The organism is Microcoleus sp. AS-A8, from assembly GCA_039962225.1.
In the GTDB taxonomy this organism is placed as follows: Bacteria; Cyanobacteriota; Cyanobacteriia; order Cyanobacteriales; family Coleofasciculaceae; genus Allocoleopsis.
Map to the genome: position 1 here is coordinate 1 of JAMPKV010000011.1, position 25,714 is coordinate 25,714.

Sequence of the window (25,714 nt, forward strand, 5' to 3'; positions counted from 1 at the left end):
CCTCTATTTTCTTTTCTCCTCTTTTTACCGCTGCAACGGCTTTTGAGCGTAAATCGTAACTATAAGGTGCAGGCATAACTATTGAACGCTAGCTATTACTGCATCTTATCATGCTTTTGTCCTAACCCTAGCGCGTAGCGCTATAATAAGCTGTGGCGCAACTTCTAGAGGGTCAGTTTTCTAATCATCAAAACCTTGATTTTCGTTGGTGATGAGCGCCCAAATAGCCATTTTTCGTCACAGGCTGGATTACTGAACCGACGCTCTAGGCAAGGCATTCGTGGGGGAAAGGCGATCATGTTCGCTCCATCTGCTTTTTCCCGCACCCTCTTGTCCTGAAAGTATGCCTTTATACCAATCCCCTAAATGCTTGATATAGATGAAGCTCAGACGCTACCCTAAGGAAAATATTGATGGCGGAATTCAGTTTTCAAGCGATGGCTGCACTACAGGTCGGAGCAGAGCATTTAGCTAACCCAATATAGCTGATCTAAGATTGATGCAATCTTTATTGCAGAAGAGAAAAAAATGACGAGCGAGGAGGCTATTTCACGCCTATGCCTAGATATGGCTATGCTAGGTATCCTCTTACTTTGATCAGATTCGTTCTTCAGGACGAATTTCAGAAATTGTGGCACTTAGAGCTGAAAGCGATTAGCATAGTTCTGCAAGATTGGTAGATCTGTACGTAAAACTATGAGAATTCTGGTTACAGGCGGTGCCGGTTTCATTGGTTCCCATCTGATTGATCGCCTAATGGCAGAGGGGCATGATGTTATTTGCTTAGATAACTTCTATACCGGCCACAAGCGCAATATCCTGAAATGGCTAGGTAACCCATACTTTGAACTGATTCGCCACGACATCACCGAACCGATTCGGTTAGAAGTAGACCAAATTTACCACCTCGCTTGTCCAGCTTCGCCAGTTCACTACCAATACAATCCCGTTAAGACCATCAAAACCAATGTCATGGGCACTCTGCACATGCTAGGGTTAGCCAAACGGGTAAAGGCAAGATTCTTATTAGCATCTACGTCTGAAGTGTACGGCGATCCGGAAGTACATCCTCAATCAGAAGATTACAGGGGAAACGTTAATACGATTGGTATTCGTAGCTGTTACGACGAGGGTAAGCGAGTCGCGGAAACCCTCGCCTTTGACTATCATCGGCAAAATAATGTACAAATTCGCGTAGCTCGAATTTTTAACACTTATGGGCCTCGTATGCTCGAAAATGATGGTCGGGTTGTCAGCAACTTCGTGGTGCAATCCCTCAGAGGTCAACCTTTAACCGTGTATGGAGATGGTTCACAAACCCGTAGCTTCTGCTATGTCTCTGACTTAGTAGACGGACTGATGCGGTTGATGAATGGTGAGCATACCGGACCGATTAATTTAGGGAATCCCGGCGAATACACAATTCTGGAACTCGCTCAGGCGGTGCAGAAGATGGTGAATCCGGATGCTGAAATTATCTTTAAATCTCTTCCGCAGGATGACCCGCGCCGCCGTCGCCCCGACATTACGAAAGCCCAGACTTTGCTCAATTGGCAACCTACGGTACCCTTACAAGAAGGGTTAAAACTGACAGTGGAAGATTTTCAAAATCGTATAGCCTCTGCTGACGAATATCGCTTAGCTTCCATTTAAGCAATCAACAGAATCTCAGGGTGCCGAAAAAGGATACAAAACTTAACTTAGATTGAGCAATCCCGTGCCAAATACTACTAGTAGAGGCTTGAGAGGAATGGGTTGTTATACCTCTAGACCTCGTGTATTAGTCTTGAGATCTTCAAAGAGCTGATCTTCCCTAACTCCTATTTGTATTAGCCAGGAGCAAGAATATGCGTGTTTGTGTGATTGGGACTGGATATGTCGGTTTGGTGACGGGTGCTTGCTTAGCGCACATTGGGCACCAGGTCATCTGCGTGGACAATAATGAAGAAAAAGTCAAGTTAATGAAGTCGGGACACTCGCCCATCTACGAGCCTGGACTGTCAGAAATTATGCAGGAGGCCAGCCATTCTGGGAATCTGGAGTTTACATCAGATCTAGCAGCGGGTGTGGCTCATGGGGAAATTTTGTTTATTGCTGTAGGAACACCTGCCCTAGCGAACGGTGAAAGCGATACGCGTTATGTCGAAGCCGTAGCACGCGGCATTGGTTCCCATCTTGACGGCGGCTATAAGGTAATTGTCAATAAGTCAACCGTACCGATTGGCTCTGGTGATTGGGTGCGGATGATTGTGCTCGATGGTGTTGCAGAACGTCAGACAGCTTTGGTGACTGCGGGTGGGGGTGTTTCTGGAGAAGAAGCCCTATCACAAAGTGGCACCCAGTTTGATGTGGTGAGTAATCCAGAGTTTTTGCGGGAAGGCTCTGCTATTTACGACACATTTAACCCAGACCGAATTGTTCTGGGGAGTACGAGTAATCGGGCGATCGCTATGATGAAGGAACTCTATGCTCCGATCACCGAGCGCCAGTTTGCAGAAGACAAATCTCTGCCTCCAGTGCCGGTGTTAGTGACAGACATTAGCTCGGCGGAGATGGTTAAATACGCGGCGAATGCCTTTTTGGCTACCAAAATTAGCTTTATTAATGAAGTTGCCAATATTTGCGATCGCGTCGGTGCTGATGTCACTCAAGTTGCCAAAGGCATTGGTTTAGACTCGCGGATTGGGAGTAAATTTTTGCAAGCCGGCATTGGCTGGGGTGGATCTTGTTTCCCCAAGGATGTCTCTGCACTGATTCATACCGCCGATGATTATGGCTATGAAGCTCAACTTCTCAAAGCGGCTGTTAGTGTTAATGAGCGTCAGCGCTTGATTTCCGTAGAAAAACTTCAGCAAGAACTAAAAATCCTCAAGGGGAAAACCATTGGACTACTCGGCTTAACCTTTAAGCCCGATACTGATGATTTGCGCGATGCCCCGGCACTCAATCTGATTGAGCAACTCAACCGATTGGGCGCAAAAGTCAAGGCTTACGACCCCATTATTTCCCAAACTGGAATGCGTCACGGGCTATCGGGCGTAATTGTGGAAACCGATCCAGAGCGACTCGCAGACAGTTGCGATGCTTTAGTCCTCGTCACTGACTGGGAACAGTTCCGCAAGCTGGACTATACCAAGATGGCGAAGCTAATGAACAATCCGGTGATGATTGATGGTCGTAACTTCCTAGACCGGGAAATGTTAGAACGTGCCGGTTTCCACTTCCGAGGAATTGGTCGATAGAAGAGTTGAACGTTGAAATTTGTGAGCGTATCTGTTGCCGTTCGCGTTAACGAGGCGAGATGCCCTACTGTTCCAAGCACCAGGAGAAGACTAAGTTGATAGGTTCCAAATTCATCGGTGATAACTTGAGCTTCCAAACCTTCAAGTTGTCACCTTCTAAGCGGGGCTAAGCCCCGCTTAGGCGTTCTTCTTTTTTCTCGAAATACTGCTGATGTTCCTCGGTGGCTAAATAATATTCCTTCGCAGGCTTAATCTCCGTCACGATATCTTTGTCAAACTTGCCAGACATTTGCAGCTTCTGTTTTGAGCGTTTCGCTGCTTCCTCCTGCTGAGGATTGTGGAAAAAGATGACGGATCGATATTGTTCCCCTCGGTCTGGACCTTGACGGTTTAAGGATGTGGGGTCGTGGATATTCCAAAACATATCAAGAAGCTGATCATAGCTCACTTGATTGGGGTCATATTCGACCTGTGCAACTTCCGCATGGCCTGTGATTCTCGACACAACATCGAGATAGCAAGGGTTTGGAAAATGCCCTCCCATGTACCCCACAGAAGTTAATGTTATTCCTTGAACTTTCCGAAACGCTGCCTCCACACCCCAAAAACAACCCGCTCCAAATGTTGCCTTTTCCATTGGTGTATTCACTCCAATTTAGAGCAGTTCTCTAATTCCCTATTATTAGCTGAATTTCATCAGCTCACTAGCCGCTACAAACTCACCTTTGATCGAACCCTTCACCCTATTGCTCGATAGTTGTGTGCGTGTGGCGGTGGAGCAATGAAGCGAATCGTCAATTAAACTTAAAAAAATCCGGATTACATAAAAAACTGAGCGTCTTAAGTATATCAGGTTGTTGTTAAGTCGCCAAACACCCATGCCTTTGTTAAAGTGGCGACAGGGTGCAGGGAAAACAGTAACTACTTAAACCACATGGGCAATGAACCCAATGCTCCCTCAATTTACTGAAATTGTCTCTCTCAATCCGCGTCAGCGGTGTTTGAGAGCGGTTACAGCCGTCGCACTTTTGCTCAGTCTAGCTGGCTGTACTTCCGGCTCTTCCAAGGGACAACCGGAAACGCCACAACCAACTTCATCCGATTCCTGGGAGTCACCAGAGCCAACACCAACGCTCAAGTTACCAACACCCACGCTGCCTGGGTTGAGGAATGCGCCATCTTTGCCAAAATCAACGGCCAACCGGGAGCTACTCGAAGACAGCTGGGACATTTATCGGCAACAATTCATTCAAGTTGATGGGCGAGTCATCGATTATGAAGATAGCGATCGCTCTACATCTGAAGGACAAGCTTATGCTATGCTGCGAGCTGTTCTGATTGATGACCCAACCACGTTCGCTCTCTCCTTAGACTGGGCGGAAAAAAACCTCCACCGACTTTCTGAAACAGGCACTCATCGCGACCAACTTTGGGCGTGGAAGTGGGGACAGGCTCAACCCGGAAAATGGGGGCCAATTGACAAAAATTTTGCCAGTGATGCGGATATTGATGCAATTACGGCTCTCATCCTGGCTTCACGCCGCTGGAATCAACCAGAATACCTGAAGTTAGCACGCCGCAAGCTGCGAGATTTGTGGTACTTCTCCACGATTGAGGTGCCGGGAGGTAAACGCTATCTCCTACCAGGACCGGCAGAAGCCTTTGCGCCCACACCCACTACTATCTATCTCAATCCTTCTTATTTTGCCCCTTATGCTTTTCGTCTCTTTGCCCAGGTTGACAAAGAGCACGATTGGATGAGTTTGGTTAAAAGTAGCTACGAGGCACTCGAACAGTCGTCCAAGGTTTCCGCTGTTGGCTTACCCAGTGACTGGATTGCCCTAGACACCCAAACCGGGAAGTACCAGCCGGTACCGCCTCAGAGCAAGCTTCAGAGCGTGTATAGTTTTGATGCCTATCGAGTTTGGTGGCGAGTGGCTTGGGATGCGGCTTGGTTTAACGCTCCCGAAGCTCAAAAATATTTAAGCACAGCGACCAAACACCTAGAGAAACAATGGGGTGAGCAAAAGCGCCTGAATGCTCGGATTGACCTCCAGGGAAAACCGACTGTGAACTACGAGGCGACATCCCAATACGCGATGCTAATACCCGCCTTTCGGTTAACCAACCCCGATTTAGCCCAGCAGTTAGTTAAGGATAAACTCTTACCCCAATATAAACAGGGGATTTGGGATGACGAATCTGCTTACTACACCCAGAATTTGGCCTGGATAGGGCTACTTCCTCCCAATGTCCTTAGCCCTCAACTTCTACAACCTCAGTCGAAGTGACATCCTAACCCGCTAATCGAAATAAATTGAAGGTTGAAGGCTTGAAGGTTTGAAGGTCAGTAATACCAATTCTCTAGGAAGTATTACCCATCTATGAAATCTACCATCCGTCAATTCAGGCGTCGGCATTGGTTGAAGCTATGCCTATCTTTCGTTGTCCTAATCTTGGTTGTGCTGTGCGTTCCGATGTTGAGAGCATTAGACAAAACGGCAGACTATCCACCACCTGCACCCGCGAAAGATGACTCCTATTTTGGTGCGAAAATCCAGCGAACTATGACGCTGTTGGCAACCAGCACTCCCAAGCATCGCCATCGGGTACGGATTCTTTTCTACGGTCAATCGATTACGAAACAGGATTGGTGGCTTGAGGTAGCGAAGGACTTGAGGCAACGCTTTCCTGACGCGGATTTGCAAATCGAGAATCGTGCGATTGGGGGATTCGCATCTCCTTTGCTAATCCATCCCGCTGAACATGACCTATACCCCTTCTATCCGGATCTTTTGATCTTCCATGTCTATGGGCCAGAGCCGGAATATGAGTCAATTATCGCCAACGTGCGCCGCCGCACAACCAGCGAAATTGCAATTCACTCCGACCACATCACTTGGCTACCCACGGGCACGTTTTTGGATAACGAAGAAAAGCTCAATGCCTATCAGTGGCACGACTCTCATTCCACTGAATGGTTGCCCCAGATAGCGCAAAAGTATGACGGTGAATTAATCGAGATTCGTGAACCTTGGAAACAATACTTAAAAGATAATTGGTTGAAACCGAAAGATTTGCTCTCGGACGACATCCACTTAAATGATCACGGCAATTTTCTGCTAGGAAGTCTCGTCAAGCGACAACTACGCTACAACCCAAAATTTCCCAGCAACTCCTGGAAAGATTTGGTGAAAACTTATGTTGTTGGCAAAGATGTGAAGTGGAAAAATGGCAAGCTTGTTTTAGAGTTTGAGGGGAATCGGGTAGATGCTATTGCTGCCAAAGCCACTGATCGCAAATCCCACCGAGGGCGGATTTTAATTGATGGCAAACCACCCTCCCAATTTCCTGAACTGTATACCCTTACGCGTCCGAGTGAAGCGATTAGTGTGGATTGGCCAGCCATCATACAAGTCTCTTGGGAAAAACCACTGATTATTGAAGATTGGACGGCGCGAATTACTGAAATTAACCAAGATTCTAGCCAATTTCAATTTGAAGTCAGAGGCTCTAAGACTGGGTTCGATGGCAGTGGTGTGAGCGATCGCAAGTTTGTGTCTAAATCCGGTCGAGTCGTGATCGAACCGGATCACTGGTGGTTGAAAAATGCCTATGAATACTCTCGTCAGCCGATTCCAAAAGGCTTTGAGATTAAGTGGCAAGTTTTACCGATGTTTGTGGATGAATATGTTGTACCCAAGGTTGAAGACTCAAGCCAAGAGTATCTTTCAACGTTGGCACAGAATTTGAGCAATGCTAAACATACGCTGGAAATTATCCCCAATGAAAAGGGGATTTTGCCGATTCAATCTATTCGCGTGTACCGACCTCCACTTCTAACTGAAGAGTGAAGGATGAAAATTTCATCGGTTAGGTAATGGGAATAGCGATCGCAAACTCCGTTCCCTCTCCCAACACCGAATGACAAGTCAAACGACCGCCATGAATTTCTTCCACGATCTGACGGCTAATGGATAACCCTAATCCTGTTCCTTGCCCGACGGCTTTGGTTGTAAATAATTGGTCAAAGATTCTCGACTCCACGTCTTTTGGCATCCCGGTGCCATTGTCTTTAATCTTAATCACGACACTTTGATGATCATCACTCAGTTGAGTTTGAATCGTGATGGTATTAGGCTGCTCAGTGATTTCAGCAAAGGTAAGACTCTCATTTGAGCCTTCACAAGCATCGATCGCGTTTGCTAAAATATTCATAAATACCTGATTCAGTTGACCCAAATAGCATGGAACTAAAGGAATTTCGCCATAGTCTTTAATGACTTCAATTTCGGGACGGGTATTGTTACCTTTCAATCGATGTTGTAATATCATCAAGGTACTATCAATTCCCTCATGAATGTTGGCTGATACTTGAGAGTCTGTATCTCCACGCGAAAAATTTCGCAGGGAGTTACTAATATGAACGAGGCGGCTGGTACTTTCTGTCATTATAGAAAGCATCCTAGGTAAGCGTTGTAAAAAATAATCTAATTTGATATTTTTCGCATGTTGCTCAATCTCTAAGCCTGGATCAGGAATTTTTTCTTGATAGAGGTGGATATGATTAATTAAATTTGCGACTCCCTCACTGGATAGCTCGGTATAGCCAGAAATACAGGTCAGTGGATTATTGATTTCGTGGGCAATACCGGCGACTAACTGACCAAGAACCGCCATTTTTTCATGCTGGATGAGTTGAAGCTGGGTCTGTTGCAACTGATTCAGAGTTTCTCTAACTTCTTTAACATCCTTCAGGGTTTTGTTGATAGTAATCGCTAAATCTTCAAAATTTATCGGCTTGGTGATGAAGTCAACAGCACCACAATTCATGGCGGTTCTAATATTTTTCATATCACCATAGGCGGAAATCACCACAGCCTTAAGCGTCTCATCGATTTCGCGTAGTTTATGGAGCAAGGTGAGACCATCCATCTCTGGCATATTGATATCCGTCAACACCATGTCGATTTGGTGCTCACTTTTCAGTTTCTCTAACGCTTCTTTACCATTGTGGACAAATATCAACTCAAATTCTTTAGCAATGATCTTCTTCCTCAATCGCTGTTTAATTAGGCGCTCTAACTCTAATTCATCATCGACAATTAAGATTCTGGCTGGTGTCACGTCGCTTGGCTCTTGATCAAAACTCACATAAACCTCCGGGCACTCTGGAAGCTCACCTCTAGAAGAAGTGGGAGGAAAAACGACCTACCACTGTATGTTATAGACCAGATATCATAGCGATCGCTTGAGGAAGCGTCTCCGGCTCAAACGGATAAAGACCTCGGCAAAGTGATGATAAACTCCGTATAAGCTCCTGGTTCGGTATTCACTTTCAAGGTGCCGCCATGTTGCCCCACAATAATCTCATGAGTCAGTGACAATCCCAATCCCGTGCCTTCTCCTGTCGGCTTGGTGGTAAAGAAGGGATGGAAGATTTTCTCGCTAAGTTCTGGCGGAATTCCTATACCATTATCGCGGATACGGATTTCTACAGCCTCCCCTAGAGGTTCGGTTTTGACCCAAAGCGTGGGAATAAAGACTTCCCCCTCGTGAGACAAGTTCCCTTGTGGGTTGTTACCCTGCTGTTGTTGCTCCTGTTTCTGCTTGGCTTGGACAGCATAGCAAGCATTATCGATCAGGTTGATAAAAGCGCGGCTAAGGTCGCCGGATACCACTTCCCATTGACCGATAGAGTCGTCATAGTCTTTACAAATCACTACATTAAATTGACTATCGTTCGCACGTTTGCTGTGATACGCTAACTGCACCGCTTGGTCAAGCAAAGCATTGAGGTCAGTGGGTTGGTGTTGACCGCTATCCGTGCGTGCGTGCTGCATCATACTGTGAATAATACCCTCGGCACGTTGACCATGCTGATGAATGGCGGCAGCATTATCTCGAATGTCGATTAACATCTGTTTAATGTAATCCAAGGTGTCTGCTTCGAGATGTTCTGCTTGGTTGTCCATTTCTGCAAGCAGTTCCTCTGTTAACTCCACCGAACCTTCGGCATAATTGTTGACGAAATTGAGCGGATTTCTGATTTCATGCGCCACCCCAGCGGTTAAAGCACCCAGAGAGGAGAGTTTTTCTTTGGCAATAATCTGCCTTTGCGCCGCTTTTAAGGCGGCAGTTCTCTGTTCGACTTTCTCTTCTAGGGTGTGGGAATACTCTTCAAGTTGCTGGTTGGCTTGTTCTAAATCGTGATTGAGATGGGACAGTTCATTGAGAAACTTTTCTCGTTCTGCTTCTGCCTGTTTACGTTCTGTGATATCTGTAAAAGCAGCGATCGCGTAAGCAATATTGCCCTCTTCGTCATAGATGGGCGTTCCCAACACTTCTATGGGAATAGTCTTATCAGGGTGGCGTATTTCCATATCATCAACTTTCACCGTTCGCCCTTGCAAGGCTTGAGAGATCGCTGCGCGATCGCTGGGGTAAAATTGATTAGTTCCAGCGAGATAGGCTTGATAAACTTCTGGTAATTGCTCGACTGTGAGTGCATCGACGACGCCTTGACCGAGAATCTGTTGTGCAATTTGATTGGTATAGTAGGGCTGACCTTGCCTATCGGTGACAAACACGCCCGCTGGCATCGCATCGAGGAATTGCCTCATGCGGCTCTCACTTTCGCGGACTTGAGCGTAGAGTTGAGCATTAACAATTGCGATCGCGACTTGTGAAACTAAGACTTCTAATACTTTTACCCTCTCTTGAGTAAAAGCCGCCACTGCCAAATTATTTTCTAGGTAAATAATGCCTTGCAGCTTGGATTGATAAACAATCGGTAAACAAAGGATTGATTTGGGTTGAGAGTTTTGAATATAGGAATCTGCATTAAACGGTTCGGCAATCGTTGCGTCGTTTAAGACAAGATTTTTTTTGCTCCTCAAGACATAGTTGGCAACCGAGAGAGGTAAATCCTGGCTTGTCTCAACCGGAATCGATTGTAAAACCATCACTACTTCATCGGTTGTCTTACCCGTGGCTTCGATGTAGAGTTGGTCATTTTTGAGCAGCAGCAGTACAACTTTTTGAGCAGCGGCGTTTTCCAACAAAATCTTGATTAATTTATTCAACAACTTTTCCAGGACAATTTCACTGGTAATGACTTGAGAAAATTTGATAAAACTCGCTAAGTCTAAGAAATTGCTAAAGCTGCCGTTACTGGTACTGCTTGTCGTGGTGTGAGTGACCTGATGTTTGGGGATGTCTGTGTTATGAGTTTGCGATACTAGAAAAGGATATTTGGATTCTAAGCCTTGAACTTTAGCGATCGCTCCCCAGCGAAAATAAGCATAGTAGGCTTCAGTCAGATAAGTTTGGGCAACCTTCTCTCGACCCCAAGCGAGATAAAATTCGGCTGCCAGTTCATTCGCTAGCGCTTCTTCCTGAATGTATCCCTGTTCTCTGGCACCTTGAATGGCGCGATCATAATATTCCATCGCTTCGATTTTTTGCTCTAGAACTCTCGCTTTTTCAGCTTCTACCAAGTAGTATTTATGCTGGAAATTGCAGGGAGCATGTAACGCCCAGTTCTGCATAATTTCTTGATGGGTATCCACTAGGCGGAGAGATTGTTGTTGCTCGTTCGCACTGACAATGGAATAGTTAGCTAGAAGAGCCAGAGAATGATAAAAATTATGCTCAGCCACATAGAGTGTACCAATGACGGCATCCAGATAGGGTGTCCCTAGCTCGGCTTGAAGCTGCGCGATCGCATAATCTTTAAACAAATAGCAGAGCATTAGTTTGAGCAGGTAAAAGCAAAAAATAATCATCCTGTAGTTTGCTTTTATCAGCAGTGGGAACATCGTCTCTTCACTAAAACTTTCCCCTGTTAAAATGCATGAATTATTAGCTCTATTAGCTAAATTCAAGGCAGCTTGCCGACCCACTTTCAGGTAAAAAATACCGAATTCCTGTTTCAGCGTCTCCAGTAACTCCTCATAAGACGCACTCTTTTGAGCTACAACATCCAGATTTTCCCCACTAAAAAGTAGGTACATCGTATATTCGGCACTGCCATAACCCATATATTCAGCATTACCCGTTTCTAACCCCGTTTGAAATGCCGTTAGGAAATTTTTCATCGCTTCCCGAAGGGGTTCTTTCCAGGGTTGAATATGACTAGCAAAGACTTTGTGGACTTGGCACCTAATCGGATCGGAGGGAAATTGCTCTAACACGTTCAAAGACAATCGCCCAAATTCATACCCCGACTCAATATCATCCAATGCACCACATAGGAGCAAACCGTAGAGACAATACCCATAAGCTGAGGAGGCGGCATTACCATACTTAACCGATAAACTGACCAGTGATAATATTACCGGAAACAACAATTCTGGTTTTTCAAAGTAAACTGGCGGGATGAGAGTCACTAAGATACGTGTTGCTGCCAGCTTGACAACATCATTCATCTTAGGCAAAGTTGCCAAATCAGCAATTTGGCTCGTCTCAAACCTTAATTGTGAGCGTAACTGTTCTGATATTTGACGAATACCTTCTGAGTCTTTGGATAGCGGATTTCCTAACAGCGCTAGAATTTCCAATCCTGTATCGATGGCTGCCATAAAATCGCCTTGGCTGGTATAAAACTGAATTTTCTTTTCATAAATTTTGACTTGATCAAAGACTGTCTTTGCCTGTTTTATGGCAATATCAATTAAAGCTTTAGATTGTTGATAGTTTGTGTTTAAGTATTCGACTTCCACCGCTTCAACATAAAGAGCCAGCGTTAAATCATACTGATGAGTCCAGCTATCGGCGGAAAGCAGTCCAATCCCTACCTTTAAATACTTAAGGGAAGGTTCGTATGCCGTTGCTGCCTTTGCTTTGAGAGCGGCGATTAAATTAAGTTGAGCTAGCTTGACTTTTTCTGCGGGTTCAAAAATCAACTCAACACCAATGTTTAGTTGGTTAACAACTTCAAAGATATTTTCTTCAATTCTCGATTCCGGAATACCTTGAAGTAGCAATTTACCGATTTTTAGATGGGTTTCTCGTTTTGAAGATTCGGGAATCAGAGAATAAGCCGCTTGCTGCACTCGGTCATGTAAGAATTTGTAACTGACTTCAGCAATTGTAGATTGTATATTTTGGATTTTGGATGGTAAGCTATCCTCTGTTTTACTCGAATATTCAGTTCCATTCTCACCACTTTCTACTTCGTATTCCTCAAACACAATGGGAATTTTATACGATTCACTCAACGGCAGAATTAATCCCGCTTGTAAAGCGGCATAGAGTTCAGTAGCCGTTGCATTAGGAGAATGTTCACTGACAATTGACAATACATCTAAAGTAAATTTGTCCCCGACGCAAGCCGCTAATTTCAAAACTTCGACGGTTGCTTCTGGCAGGTTTTGTATTCTTCTGGCGACGAGTTGCACCACAGTCTGTTCAGCAATGCTAATGGACTGAATCTCCTCTAAGCTCCATTGCCAAGAGGCGGTATTAAAATCAAATCTTAATAGATTTTCTTGATAAAGAGTATGAAGGAATTGAGTTAAGAAAAATGGATTACCTTTCGTTACCGCCCAACTCAATTCTGCTAACTGTTTTACTCTTTCCTTCAGAGGGTGTAAGAGACCTGTTAAATCTACATTTTCTTCAATAGAATCATTGAATGTATCGGTAATTAATTGAGTAACGTCAGCTAAGTCAAGAGGTTGCAGAACCATATTATTCACCACTGTTCCTGCCTGTTGAATCTCCTCTACGGTCTGAATCAAAGGATGGGTAGGACTAACTTCATTATCTCGATAAGCACCGATCAATAGTAAATATTTACTATCTGAGTCAGTGAGCAGTAATTGCATTAACTTTAAAGTAGCTGAATCACTCCATTGCAAATCGTCTAAAAAGATAACTAAAGGATGCTGCTTTTGAGTAAAAACCTGAATAAATTTTTTAAATACTCGATTAAAACGAGTTTGTGATGCTGTTGCCCCCAGTTGGGGGACTGTTGGCTGTTTGCCGATAATTAATTCTATTTCTGGAATCACATCGATAATCACTTGCCCATTTGACCCAACAGCCGTTAAAATTTTGTTGCGCCAGTCTTGTAATTTGGCCTCACTTTCCGTCAGCAATTGGCGCATCAATGACCCAATCGCTTGAGTCAGTGATGCATAGGGAATATTCCGCTTAAATTGGTCAAACTTTCCAGCAATAAAGTAACCGCGTTGGCGGGTAATAGGTTTATTCACTTCATTGACAACAGCCGATTTTCCAATACCAGAGTAGCCACTAACGAGCATCAACTCAGTTTTGGATTTGGAAATTGGGATTTTGGATGCTTCTTTATCCTGTGTTTTTCCTCTAAAAACTCGCTCAAAAGCAGCTAATAATTGATTGACTTGGGTTTCTCGACCATATAATTTTTGGGGAATTAATAACTGGCTTAAAATATCTAAGCGTCCTGGACTAAAATTAGTAATTTCTATTGGCTTGGTGAAGGGATTGATACAAAATTCAAAATCCGCTAATAGTCCCGCTGCACTTTGATATCTGTCTTCCGCATTTTTGCTCATCAACTTCATCACAATTGCTGAGATTGCTGAAGGAATTTCTGGATTTAATTGCGGTATCGGTGTGGGGGATTGGGCAATATGGCTATAAACAATCTCTAACGGATCATGGCTCTGAAACGGCAATTGACCCGTGAGCATTTCATATAAAGTAACACCCAAAGAATAGAAATCTGTCCGATAGTCTAGGGTGCGATTCATCCTCCCTGTTTGTTCGGGAGACATATAAGCGAGAGTCCCTTCTACCGAATTGGGATTATTGAAAACAGGGTTTTCTTTAGACAGGCGTGAGGCAATCCCAAAATCATTTAATTTAACAATTTGTTCCTGAAAGTTGATGATGATATTACTGGGTTTAATGTCTTTATGAATAATCTGATTTTGATGCAGATAATCTAAAGCTTGAGTGAGTTGAATGGCAATTCTCAGGCAAGTCGTAAGAGAGAGTTTTTTGGTTTGCAAATGTTGAGCGAGGGAATGACCGCCAAAGTCTTCTAGGAGTAGTGCTAGATGATGGTTAAAGGTTTCGAGACTTAAAACTTTGACAATATTAGAATGGTCTAAATTTTGCCGTATTTGATATTCGTGCTTGAGGTGGGTAATGGCTTTAAGGCTAGGATACTTGGCTTTGAGGAGTTTGAGGATTGTTGTCTCTTGGTGAGAGGGTATCTGTCCTCGATAGATAATTGTTTCGGCACTTTCGTGCAGAGTGGAGATGATTTGGTATTGAGATAAGATATTCATCTGGAAGTGCTTCTAGGAGTGAAAACTCTATCTTGACGCAGATTCACATCTTCACTGGGAAGCTGATGCGGTTACGGAAAAGCGGCGACGAGCGATCGCGCTTCCAGGTTGTTGGGTGAACTGGAGTAAAATCGCTTTTGATAAATTCTTCCTCACCCAGATACGCCTGGGGTCTATCAGTGCCTTGGTTCGTGCGTTGGGGATTGCGATCGCTCAGTCTGTCATTCGTTAAACCGATTGAGATCGAACAGTGCATCACTCAGGAGTGCTGAACCGAAAAGACTACAGCTCTCTTCTTTTGGAAGGTTTGAATTTTTAGGAGCTAAGTGCTTATCCTATAAGGAATATAGGCTTTCTCACCCTTGTTGATACAGCTTTAGTGTCATCCCACTTAACAACTCTGACCTCTATTAACATTAATATAATTATTGAGTTATATAGTATTCCCTTCTCTAGGGGGTGCAGATTAGTTTTTTTATAGCTGTCGCCATAAAGGGTAGGACAGATTTAACTGCTGAAACGACCACGTACCAGTAAGAAACCTTCTGCCCTCTGTCCTCACTAAAGCTCTGGTCTGCCTTCTGCCTTCTGCCTTTTGCTATATATGTAATGAGGTGATAGGAAAAGAGTAAATTGCTTCACCTTCCCATCACCCCATTTAACTAGCGAGCAATGAAGTTATCGCTGCGAGACAGAGAATTGCTGAGGTTGGTAATCAGACCCAATCTTGTTGGCACAAAATCCTAAATCTCGGCTTTGTCCAGGTTCAATCACCCGACCCCAATCCAAGGGAGTGACGACATACTGCGAACCTTGGGGTTGGAAATTACCATTCCAACTATTATTAATGGAAGCCTGATTCATTTGGAAGGTCAGTTGCCAATCCTGAACCGGTGTACTGCCCGTATTAGTCACCATCATGCCCATACAAAATCCACTTTGCCAATCCGCTTGCAGGTTAGAGGACACCTTTAGCTGCCCTTGACCTGTTGTTACAACAGGCTGAGTCGGTTGCGGACTGGGAGAAGGATTGGTCACAACCGGGCTAGAACTCGGTTGAGGACTGGGAGAAGGATTGGTCACAACCGGACTAGAAGTCGGTTGAGGCGTCGGAGTTTGGGTGATGATGGGATTACTGGTTGTAGATGGGCCAAAACCGTTTGCCACCACCAGTCCTTGGAGCAGTTCTTGTTTGGCAGTCTGAACAGATTGCCAGTCATCTTGCAGGATTCCCCCGGTATCCGCACTGTTTGGATTCCAACTCCAGTAAGTGAAGCTCAAATCTTTTTGACGGATGTAATCAACGAGTTTGCGTTGCCAAATGCCCTCTTTGGAACTCGTATCGACTTGCCGTCCCCCAAACTCTCCAATCAAAATCGGTGCAGTGCCTTTGGTTGCAATATAGTTCCATCCCGTTTCCCAACGGCTTTCCAGATTGTTGGGGAAACTGGGTTCGTTAAACCAAGGCTGATTATAGACACCAGCGCCATACTCGTGGGGAGAATAAACCAGCTTATTGGATTTAGACAAGCGCACGGGGAATTTCTCGACGCCCTCTAAATTGGCACCCATCCAATGAGCGGCTAGTTTTTGACCGGGGACGTTCTTCTCGACACCTTCGACAACAATCAGCCAATTCGGGTTGATGGCGAGAATTGCATTCCCAGCGCGTTCGGCTGCCAATCGCCAGTCTGTTTCTTGATTGTTGGTACCCCAGCTAGCGCGACCATGAGGTTCATTTTTCAGGTCTGCCCCGATGATGTTGGGGTAGTTTTTGTAACGGGTTGCCAACATCTTCCAGGTGTCGATCCAGTCGGCTTCCGTGAACCCATCACCGTACCACAACTCCGGAATGCGTTGGTCGTTGAGTCGGTGAGAGTCTAACAGAACTAATAGTCCTAGCCGATTGGACTCTTGAATTACAGCATCCATTACCTCTAGGGGCGATTTCCCCTGAAGTTCCTGATTGCTGCCCAATTCGTAGTTAATACCCTGTACATCTTGCGATCGCAGAGATTGCACGGAGTAAGGAAGGCGAATCAGGTTATAGCCTAAGCTTTTAATCTGCGCCAACATCTCCTTATAGTCTCGGCTCGACAAACCGTCAGGCGCATGTAACTCGGTCTCAATGCCAAACCAGTTCACACCTCTGAGTAAAACAGGTCGCCCTGACGCATCGACGATTTTAGAGCTACTGGTCGAGAGGGGTAGCTTAATGGTCATCGCAGAGGCCGCATCCACACGGCTTGGAGAAGACCAGCCCAATCCAATCAGGGACATTAACACAACGGCTAACCCAAGACCCATGAGTCCTGGATAGGTTCTCATACCGTTCCCTCTGGATCTAGGGGGATAGGGTGAGCCATTTTTAGGACGTTGTCGGTGGGGCGGGTTGACGGCTGTCGCCCTATAGCGAGTTGTTTGCCGCGACGCGACAGGGCGTTGGCGTTGACCTCCCAAGCGGCGGAATGCGGTTAGTAGACTCGCTAATGCAACATGGGCAACACGCGAGATTGGGTACAGAGAAAATCTAGACATTTTTAGTGAAAAGTGAAGCAGTTGACTGGGTCAAAACGAGAGAACAGAAGTTAACTCAACGCATGACTGGCTAAATGTTTTTAGCTTTTGCTGTCTGCCACCCTGCTTACATTGACAACATTTAGCGGGTATTGTTTCCCATCATGCCGTCGGATTACAGCAAAAATATTATTCTATTTCGAGGATAGCAAGCCTATTTAATTACTCCGAAAATTCAATGGTTTTCGTGGATTTGCGCTTGCCAATTAATTCTCTGGAAAGACAATATATAGTGTTTCGTCAGACTGGGCGATCGCAAACAAATCCTGATCGATTCGCGCCTCTATTTGGGGCGAAGTGTTGCTGTGAGTGTTACCCAAGGAGCGATCGCAAGTTGCTTGTGCATGGTTTGCTCGTCGTTGGCTTTCTGGGTTAAAGTCCGTCCCTCAAACACCACTGTCACCGGATCAGACTGGAAACACCACGGATCTACCCACAACTGAGTTGGGTCATCATTAATAGGTATCAAGGTTAAAGTTGTTTCTCCCGTTGCCGATGGAACTTGCTCAATCTGCTTTGGTGCGGTTACGCCCATACAAATTGCCAAGGACAAGGCATCTAGGGTCGCGACGAGTCGTTGATTGTGAGCGATCGCTTCTGGCGTAACATACGATTCATAAGCCGAATCGTCAGCTAATTGGTTAATCAAATGCCGTTGGAATTCTTTCTCCTGCTGCAAAAAGGCTTCGACAACTCTTGTCGATTCCGGTGACTTTTTCCAGTGGGTAAAGCGTTCATACAATCCTGTTCCATGCAGCGAAACTAGCAGTGCGGCATACCGCCCCATCGGCATTACCAGGTGTTTTGCCCCTGCCCATAGTTTTGTATGGACTTCCGGTGCGACTTCCAGGAAACTGTGAGGGTAGCCCGTGTCAGGATTAAGGGTGGGAGCCGATTCCCACGGTAGCCAACCAATGTCATGTTGTTCAGCCCCCAAGCAAACGGCTTCATAGGGAGTAACCGAGCCAAACATCTCGTTACCCCAGACTTGAGCCATTTGTCCAGAAACCCAGGCATGGGTAGGTTGAGTAATACAAATCCGATTTTCACCGATGGTGCGGTACAACATGACTGCCCCTGTTTGCACAATCCTTATGTTCAAACACTAGACCGCAGAAAGGGCAAATGCCTTCATTCTAGGGGTTAGGATTTTAGGGTAGGGCGTTCTGATGGAAGTATGGCAAAGCAGGAACATCCCCTCACGGGAGTTGCACTCATTAAGGAAGTCTGTCGGCGGATTCGGGTTGCCCGTAGCTACTGGGATGCTCACAATAACGCTGCCTGTCGGGGGGAGCGAGAGCGTGCTTTAGCGCTTTACAATACGCTGACGAAAGAACAAAAAGACCAGATTCCGCAGCAGTTGCGGGTGTGGTTGCGCTATCGCAGTGAAAAGTACTTTGGGGCACACCGAACGCCGCCTAAGTCGAAACGAAAGTCGAAATAGGATTGTGGGGAAAGTGCGATCGCTGATTATTCAAAATATTTAGAAAAACTCTTGAATCTTGAGATTAATTAGAGTATTTCACAGTCCTAAGGTGACAACCAACATAACCGACAATCATCTTTCTTTGTTCATTTGGAACCGGTGCTATTAAGACCAGAAAGCAGGGTTAAGGCGATCGCTAGTCCAGCAGTCGCTATAGCAATTTGAGCCGGAGCGATTCCCCGTTTCTGGGCTAACTCAACCAGGCGGTCGCAAAGCTCTCTTCAAATCTACCCTACCCTTCTCCGAACCCATTCGGGGAACGGGAACAACTTCGTCGAACGAGCGTCAGCGCAGAGCGCGCCCTTTTTGGTATTCTTACTCACTCTTCTTATTTACTGTAATTGAATTTATAAATTTTCATTAAAAAATTCCAGAATTAGTTTTTTAAAAATGACAGATCAAATTTTTGTTGTTACAAATTTAGATGAGCTATGTCAAATCAAGATTGACATCAATACCGACTATTTAGATTTTTCTAAAAAGGATTAATAGATGATAAAGCAATTCCCGAAAATTAATTTGATTTTTATACTATTTTTATTAATCGGTCTGCTAATTCCATGTTCTTTACATGCAGCCCCTCCAAGATTTTATGTCCAGGGTCGTTATCTTTATACCCCAAATGGAGAAAAAGTTATCTTACGTGGGGTAAATAGGATGGCTGTATGGGCGGAGCCAACAGGCAACTTAACGCTACCTGAAATTGAAAAAACAGGGGCTAATGTTGTAAGAATCATGTGGTCGATGGGAAAATCCGCAGAAGAATTTGATGAAATCGTCAGGAGAACCGTTAAACTTGGCATGATTCCGATGATTGAAATTCATGATGCCACAGGAGATTGGAGTAAACTTCCGGAGGTAATCGATTACTGGACTAATCCAGCTACAACCAGTGTTATCAAGCGTCATGAAAAATATTTGTTAGTCAATATTGCCAATGAGGCGGGAGCAGATGTTTCGGATGAAGAGTTCAAAAAAGTCTATAAATCAGCAGTTACTCGGATGAGGGCAGTAGGTATACGTGTTCCTTTATTTATCGATGCATCAGGTTGGGGCAGGAATGCAGAACAGCTTCTTAATACAGGCCCTTGGTTGCAACAGCAAGACCCTGACCACAATTTAATGTTTTCAGTTCACTGGTGGCACAGCGATAATAACACACAAAGAATAACAACAGCTTTAGAAAAATCTGTGGCTTTAAACCTGCCTTTCATTGTTGGAGAATTTGCCCATAAAGAAGTGGGCTGTAAAGGAAATATTGCCTATAAACATATTCTGAAAGAGGGTCAGCGCTTAGGTATAGGATGGATGGCTTGGGAATGGGGAGGTGAGCCGCATAATGCAGATTGCCGTGAAATGGATATGACGCCTACTGGGCTGTTTAAGGATTTAGAAAAGTGGGGGAAAGAGGTATCTCTAACCGATCCAAACAGCATCAAAAATACTTCGGTTCGCCCTCAATATATTCTCAAGATGGCAAGGAGTTTGAATTTCCGATAGAACAGAATGCTGGTATAGCAATCCTTGTAGGAGTTGCAAATATTCCAACTGAGAACTGCTATAGGACTTTGGACAAAAAAGAACTTATTCGCCAGCAGGTTTACCCAATAAAAACAAAAAACAGCCACCTCCATCAGGAAGTAGCTGTTGTAACCCGTGGGTGGGCTTTGCCCACCCAACCAGAAATTAATAGTCGAAGTCGCCGCCGCCCATGCCGCCGCCAGCGCCAGCACCAGCGCCTTCCTTCGGCTCAGGCTTGTCAACCACAATACACTCGGTGGTCAACACCATACCAGCGATGGAAGCTGCGTTTTGCAGCGCGGAACGAGTCACCTTAGCAGGGTCAACGATACCCGCTTCAAACATGTCAACGAACTCATTCGTTGCGGCATTAAAGCCAACGTTGAAGTCCTTCTCCTTAACGCGCTCAGCAATGACCGCACCATTTTGACCTGCGTTCTCAGCAATCCGCTTCAGCGGTGCAGCCAACGAACGAGCCACAATCAGAGCACCCGTCAGTTCTTCATCTTTCAGGGTGTCATTCGCCCAAGTTTCCAGCTGAGGAGAGAGGTGAGCCAAGGTTGTACCACCACCAGGAACAATCCCTTCTTCCACAGCCGCTTTAGTTGCGTTGATGGCATCTTCCAGGCGCAGCTTACGGTCTTTCATTTCGGTTTCCGTGGCAGCACCCACTTTCACCACAGCAACGCCACCTGCCAGCTTAGCTAAGCGCTCTTGCAGCTTCTCTTTGTCGTAGGAAGAATCGGTTTCTTCCATTTGACGGCGGATTTGCTCACAACGAGCCTTAACTTCCTTATCGTTCCCCTCAGCCACAATTGTGGTGTTGTCCTTGGTGAGGGTGATGCGACGTGCCTTGCCCAGCATATCCAGCTTGGTGCTGTCCAACTTCAGACCCGCATCTTCGGTGATCAGTTGACCACCCGTGAGAATGGCGATGTCTTCTAGCATAGCCTTGCGGCGATCGCCAAAACCAGGAGCCTTAACAGCCGCCACATTCAGCACACCCCGCAGGCGGTTCACCACCAGAGTAGCCAGGGCTTCTTTCTCAATATCTTCAGCGATAATCACCAGAGGACGACCGGCACGAGCCACTTGCTCTAGCACAGGTACCAAGTCTTGTACCAAGGTGATTTTCTTATCGGTGATCAGGATGAATGGCTCATCGAAAATGGCTTCCATCCGCTCCATGTCGGTAGCGAAGTAAGGCGAGATGTAGCCTTTGTCAAACCGCATCCCTTCGGTGATTTCCAGTTCGGTGGTCATAGACTTCCCTTCTTCCAAGGAAATCACACCTTCTTTGCCCACCTTATCCATGGCTTCGGCAATCATGTTGCCGACTTCATCGTCGTTACCGGCAGAGATTGAACCCACTTGAGCAATGGCTTTGGAATCTTCAACCTGACGGGCATGTTCGGCAATTTTGCCTACCAAGAAACCCGTTGCTTTGTCAATCCCACGCTTGAGAGAGATTGCATTCGCACCGGCAGCAACGTTACGCAAGCCTTCTTTGACCATGGCGTGAGCCAGCACGGTTGCTGTTGTGGTGCCATCACCTGCGGCATCATTGGTCTTAGAAGCGGCTTGACGAATTAGAGAAACCCCAGTATTTTCAACGTGGTCTTCCAGTTCGATTTCTTTAGCAATGGTGACACCGTCATTCACGATTTGAGGTGCACCAAATTTCTTCTCTAGCACAACGTTGCGACCTTTGGGGCCAAGGGTCACAGCCACAGCTTCAGCTAGAATATCCATGCCCTTTTCCAGAGCACGACGAGCATTTTCGTTGTAAATGATGCGCTTAGCCATAATATGTCGAGTTCAGTCAGTAAAGAGTTTGAAGGTTTAAAGGTTGAAGATTTAAGATTGAAGGTTGACACTTACAACTTGCCAACTTTACAACTTGCTCTCGTTATTAACTAACGACGGCAAGGATGTCCTTTTCCGACAGCAAGACGTACTCTTCTGTACCCAGTTTGATGTCGGTACCCGCGTACTTAGAATAGAGAACCTTGTCGCCGATTTTCACTTCAGGTTCGCCACGACTGCCATCATCGTTACGCTTTCCAGGGCCGACAGCCACAATTTCACCGACTTGAGGCTTTTCTTTCGCGTTATCGGGTAACAAAATGCCCCCAGCGGTTTTTTCTTCAGCGGCGCTAACCTTGACGAAAACGCGATCGCCTAACGGCTTAACAGTGGAAACACTTAGAGATACAGCTGCCATATATATAAATCTCTCCCGATCTAGATTCTTTTGAACTGAGTTAGCACTCTCAGCTCCTGAGTGCTAATTTACTCAACTAATGTATGTGAGCGCAACAAACTTTCCTGTACGGGTTCCCGAACTTATCGATTCATGATGACTCAAACCCTTGCCTGGAAAGCTTTAGGCAGAAATCTATAAAAAAGCTATGTATTGAAGCCGTAACGAGCAATTCCCACCAAAGCTAAGTAAAAATACTCAATTGGTGAAGAGTTCAAGACTGATTGTGACCCAAGTCTATTGTGATTGCCTATAACATCAGGGGTAGCCACGTTAGAAGCGTCGGCTTAACACTAGCTAATCACGCTATGGATGAGAATAGATAGAGTATTAGTCGCGGCGCTTGGGCGTCTTGAAGTGAAATCATTCGCGAAAACAACTCCGTAGAAATGCCAGCGAACCAAACTGATCACAATCCACCAGAATTATCTAATCCTGAACTCTCAATCCGCAATGAGGTTTTAGCAAAAAACGCTTTAGCCGCTAATATCCAAAGTTTAGGCATCAATCAAATTCAGCGGCACGTTTTTCTGTGTGCCGACCAGACTAAACCTAAATGCTGTGCCAAACAAATCAGTCTAGAATCCTGGGAGTACCTGAAAAATCGCCTGAAAGAGCTAAACCTTGACCAACCAACCGAAGCTCAACCCAGTTGTATCTTCCGCACCAAAGCTAACTGTCTGCGAGTGTGTGCAGTAGGCCCAATTCTGGTGGTTTATCCGGACGGTGTCTGGTATCGCAACGCTACCCCAGAAGTCATCGAACGGATTATTCAGGAGCATCTCATCGGCAACAAAGTTGTCGAAGAATATGCCATTGCGACTCATCCCTTACCAGAACCTGTCCCACCCGCTACAAGCAGTTCCGAAGAGAACGCCCCGTCACAGAACAACTTGCCACAGCTGATGACGGCTACCCAGAGTTTGGAGTTAAAAGGCTTAAGTATTGAGTAAATTGACGAAATAGCCTGGAACAATTTGATACCCAAGGAATTTCGCATTGGTGTAGCATAATGATTAGCAAAGCTTTCTAGCACCTTGGGTGCTGGTCGAACAGCAATGGCACAAAACTCAGCTCCATCGCCTTACAGGCCACTTCTGTGCCTCAGCCAGTGTGGGAACAGAGTTTCTCCCGGCACGAGTTGGTCGTAGTCGGTTGTAGCGTCTAGACCAATCTGCGGATCATTACAGAAGGCGTTATTACCCATCTCAGCAATCCGGCATGACGAGTGTCACAACATGAAAGATAACGGTGTCAGAGATAACAAGCGACTATTGCTGATTGATGACGACCCCAATCTCATCTTGTTAGTCAAAGACTACCTGGAATTCCGGGGCTATGAAGTCATCACCGCTGAAAATGGTCGAGAAGCGCTGGAGGTTTTAGACCAGGACGTGCCTGATTTGATCATTTGTGACGTCATGATGCCAGAGATGGACGGCTATGCCCTCGTAGAGCATGTTAGGGAAGACCCTCGCACCAACTGGATTCCAGTCTTATTTCTTTCCGCCAAGGGTCAAAGTCAAGACAAGGTCAAGGGTCTCAACAAAGGTGCAGATGTCTACATGGTGAAGCCCTTTGAACCGGAAGAATTGGTCGCGCAGGTGGAATCCTCCCTGAAACAAGCCAATCGTTTGATTCATCATTCTGGTACAGGAGCAGAGGCCGGATCAACAATTCAGGTTCCCTTTGATGTTGAGTTAACGCCAACCGAATTGAAAGTGGTGCAGTTCGTAGCCAGGGGTATGGCGAATCGAGAAATTGCTGAGCAGATGAATGTGAGCCAGCGCACCATTGAAAGTCATGTTTCTAACATGCTGGGTAAGACAGGTCTTCATAACCGCACGGAATTGGCACGCTGGGCGATTGAGCGTTGCATGGCTTAGCTCCAGCCGCAAGTGTGAAGATTGCAGGTGTTGTATCGTAGTGTCTTTGCGAGTCACCCACAGCTATCCATCTATGCTGCCGTTTTTGCCCATTTTTACCCAGACTCAAGCTGCTTCGACGCCAATCCCTACACCTGCACCCCAGGTAGAAATCGTGCAACCCCAACCCGTGCGAATACTTCCTGGAAAACTAGATACTGTCCCGGTATTCAATAGCAACAGTCCTGAACTGGTACAAAAAGAAGGCATTTTACTCTCCACCTTTCCCCCTGATGGCAAAAGCACCCCCAGTGCTCACTTAAATTTTCCTTTTAAGAGACGCTTTGATATCTTTGCCCACCATATTGCTAAACCCCCGACACCCGAAGATTTGCGGACTCTTTATCTGGGGATTATTGTGTACAATCCGGGGCGTAAGTCCGTCAATGTCGATATCTTGCAAGCGGCAAGTTACTTGAGTCAACCGGATGCGCCGTTTATTGAGTTGCCGTCTTTTGTAGAGAATCCTACGGGTACTGTTTATGCCGGTCCTGGCAGTCGTGTCATGAATGATATCCTGCGTGGACAACGGCAAGTCGGGTTTCCTTCCCGGTTGGTGATTCCCCCCCGGCAAAGCCGCATGTTGCTGAATCTACCCATTCCTGTGCGGACGTTGGAACCTCCATTGAATGGTCGTTCCACCTTGATGCGGTTGCACAGTGGCGGGTCAGTGTACGCTGCCAGTCTCGCCCGCTATGCCCCTGTTGATGCACAGGGTAACGAGCGTCCTCCTACCTTGGAAGAATGGCAGACGTTACTGGATACAGGTGAACTAGCAGGGCCACGCGATCGCATTCCGACGCCTCCTGATGCCACCACCGAGCGAATCATCTATGGTCGTGTTGCCGGTGTGGCTCAAGGTTCTCAATGGCAAGTCAAGTTGGTGGATCGTCCTCATGCTCAATATTTAAGTATCCCCGCGCCTGGACAAGCCTTTTCCTACGGGCTGAGTACCCTCCCTGGCGGCAAATTGGGCACAGGTCAAAGCCAGAGTGCGAGAATGCTGGTACGTTATCCAGATACGGCTTACTTTGCTCATGGGAACTATGGGGTGCAATATAGCCTAACTTTGCCCCTGATGAATCCTACTCGGAATACTCAAATCGTCACTCTGGCGCTTCAGACACCGATTAAACAAGATGAACTTCAGGGAGGGTTGCGCTTTTTAGAACCACCCAGCAACCAGGTTTTTTTTCGGGGTACTGTTCAAGTCCGCTATACTGAAGATACTGGATTGCCCCAGAATCGTTATGTACATTTGATCCAACGGCGCGGTCAACAAGGGGAACCCTTAGTAACCCTGAAGATGCCTCCTTCTGCTCAACGTTTAGTCCAAGTAGACTTCCTTTATCCTCCAGACGCTTCTCCACCGCAGGTTTTGACGGTGAGGACGTTAGAACAATAACCTATCTGTG

The 25,714-nt window shown here is 45.9% G+C and carries 18 protein-coding genes; 9 read left to right on the forward strand and 9 right to left on the reverse strand.

Annotation, left to right across the window (positions count from 1 at the left end; translation table 11 throughout):
* Window positions 1-164 precede the first annotated feature (164 nt).
* Complete coding sequence (locus tag NDI48_18350) at window positions 165-326, reverse strand: hypothetical protein (GenBank protein MEP0833135.1); 162 nt, start codon at window positions 324-326, stop codon at window positions 165-167.
* A gap of 370 nt (window positions 327-696) precedes the next feature.
* On the opposite strand from NDI48_18350, the gene NDI48_18355 reads away from it, so the two are divergent.
* Both NDI48_18355 and NDI48_18360 read left to right on the forward strand, forming a co-directional pair.
* The gene (locus tag NDI48_18355) at window positions 697-1,653 is read left to right on the forward strand and encodes an SDR family oxidoreductase (GenBank protein ID MEP0833136.1); all 957 of its coding nucleotides are present in this window, start codon (window positions 697-699) and stop codon (window positions 1,651-1,653) included.
* A gap of 194 nt (window positions 1,654-1,847) precedes the next feature.
* The gene (locus tag NDI48_18360) at window positions 1,848-3,242 is read left to right on the forward strand and encodes a UDP-glucose/GDP-mannose dehydrogenase family protein (protein ID MEP0833137.1); all 1,395 of its coding nucleotides are present in this window, start codon (window positions 1,848-1,850) and stop codon (window positions 3,240-3,242) included.
* 166 nt (window positions 3,243-3,408) lie between these two features.
* Here the strand turns inward: NDI48_18360 and msrA are convergent, their stop codons facing one another.
* On the reverse strand, window positions 3,409-3,879 hold the full coding sequence (gene msrA / locus NDI48_18365; protein MEP0833138.1) for a peptide-methionine (S)-S-oxide reductase MsrA: 471 nt from the start codon (window positions 3,877-3,879) through the stop codon (window positions 3,409-3,411).
* 313 nt (window positions 3,880-4,192) lie between these two features.
* Here msrA and NDI48_18370 point away from each other — a divergent pair, with 313 nt between their 5' ends.
* Together NDI48_18370 and NDI48_18375 are read left to right on the forward strand one after the other, a co-directional pair.
* Complete coding sequence (locus NDI48_18370; GenBank protein ID MEP0833139.1) at window positions 4,193-5,533, forward strand: glycosyl hydrolase family 8; 1,341 nt, start codon at window positions 4,193-4,195, stop codon at window positions 5,531-5,533.
* Window positions 5,534-5,626: 93 nt separating this feature from the next.
* Window positions 5,627-7,096 carry an SGNH/GDSL hydrolase family protein gene (locus tag NDI48_18375; GenBank protein ID MEP0833140.1) on the forward strand — a complete coding sequence of 490 codons (1,470 nt, stop codon included), beginning with the start codon at window positions 5,627-5,629 and terminating at the stop codon, window positions 7,094-7,096.
* 19 nt (window positions 7,097-7,115) lie between these two features.
* On the opposite strand, the gene NDI48_18380 is transcribed toward NDI48_18375, so the two are convergent.
* From NDI48_18380 to NDI48_18400, 5 genes are all read right to left on the reverse strand, one after another.
* Window positions 7,116-8,396 (reverse strand): response regulator, encoded by a 1,281-nt coding sequence (locus tag NDI48_18380; protein ID MEP0833141.1) that lies wholly within the window; start codon window positions 8,394-8,396, stop codon window positions 7,116-7,118.
* Window positions 8,397-8,512: 116 nt separating this feature from the next.
* On the reverse strand, window positions 8,513-14,527 hold the full coding sequence (locus tag NDI48_18385) for an AAA family ATPase (protein MEP0833142.1): 6,015 nt from the start codon (window positions 14,525-14,527) through the stop codon (window positions 8,513-8,515).
* A gap of 43 nt (window positions 14,528-14,570) precedes the next feature.
* On the reverse strand, window positions 14,571-14,783 hold the full coding sequence (locus tag NDI48_18390; GenBank protein ID MEP0833143.1) for a hypothetical protein: 213 nt from the start codon (window positions 14,781-14,783) through the stop codon (window positions 14,571-14,573).
* Between the two features lie 422 nt (window positions 14,784-15,205).
* Window positions 15,206-17,065 carry a cellulase family glycosylhydrolase gene (locus tag NDI48_18395; protein ID MEP0833144.1) on the reverse strand — a complete coding sequence of 620 codons (1,860 nt, stop codon included), beginning with the start codon at window positions 17,063-17,065 and terminating at the stop codon, window positions 15,206-15,208.
* 322 nt (window positions 17,066-17,387) lie between these two features.
* Window positions 17,388-18,173: a DUF3891 family protein gene (locus NDI48_18400; GenBank protein MEP0833145.1), complete on the reverse strand. Its 786-nt coding sequence runs from the start codon at window positions 18,171-18,173 to the stop codon at window positions 17,388-17,390.
* Between the two features lie 108 nt (window positions 18,174-18,281).
* Between NDI48_18400 and NDI48_18405 the strand changes: the two genes are divergently transcribed.
* Window positions 18,282-18,548, forward strand: a complete 267-nt coding sequence (locus tag NDI48_18405) for a Precorrin-3B methylase (protein MEP0833146.1) — start codon at window positions 18,282-18,284, stop codon at window positions 18,546-18,548.
* 534 nt (window positions 18,549-19,082) lie between these two features.
* Complete coding sequence (locus tag NDI48_18410; protein ID MEP0833147.1) at window positions 19,083-20,090, forward strand: glycoside hydrolase family 5 protein; 1,008 nt, start codon at window positions 19,083-19,085, stop codon at window positions 20,088-20,090.
* A 186-nt stretch (window positions 20,091-20,276) separates the two neighbouring features.
* Here the strand turns inward: NDI48_18410 and groL are convergent, their stop codons facing one another.
* Window positions 20,277-21,917, reverse strand: coding sequence for a chaperonin GroEL (gene groL, locus NDI48_18415; GenBank protein MEP0833148.1), 1,641 nt, complete (start codon window positions 21,915-21,917; stop codon window positions 20,277-20,279).
* Between the two features lie 106 nt (window positions 21,918-22,023).
* On the reverse strand, window positions 22,024-22,335 hold the full coding sequence (gene groES / locus NDI48_18420; GenBank protein ID MEP0833149.1) for a co-chaperone GroES: 312 nt from the start codon (window positions 22,333-22,335) through the stop codon (window positions 22,024-22,026).
* 485 nt (window positions 22,336-22,820) lie between these two features.
* On the opposite strand from groES, the gene NDI48_18425 reads away from it, so the two are divergent.
* The 3 genes from NDI48_18425 (at window position 22,821) to NDI48_18435 (ending at window position 25,704) form a co-directional block, all read left to right on the forward strand.
* Complete coding sequence (locus NDI48_18425; GenBank protein ID MEP0833150.1) at window positions 22,821-23,327, forward strand: ferredoxin; 507 nt, start codon at window positions 22,821-22,823, stop codon at window positions 23,325-23,327.
* 285 nt (window positions 23,328-23,612) lie between these two features.
* Window positions 23,613-24,260 (forward strand): response regulator transcription factor, encoded by a 648-nt coding sequence (locus NDI48_18430; protein ID MEP0833151.1) that lies wholly within the window; start codon window positions 23,613-23,615, stop codon window positions 24,258-24,260.
* A 73-nt stretch (window positions 24,261-24,333) separates the two neighbouring features.
* Entirely contained in the window at window positions 24,334-25,704 is a 1,371-nt protein-coding gene (locus NDI48_18435; GenBank protein MEP0833152.1) for a DUF3370 domain-containing protein, read from the forward strand.
* Window positions 25,705-25,714: the final 10 nt, after the last annotated feature.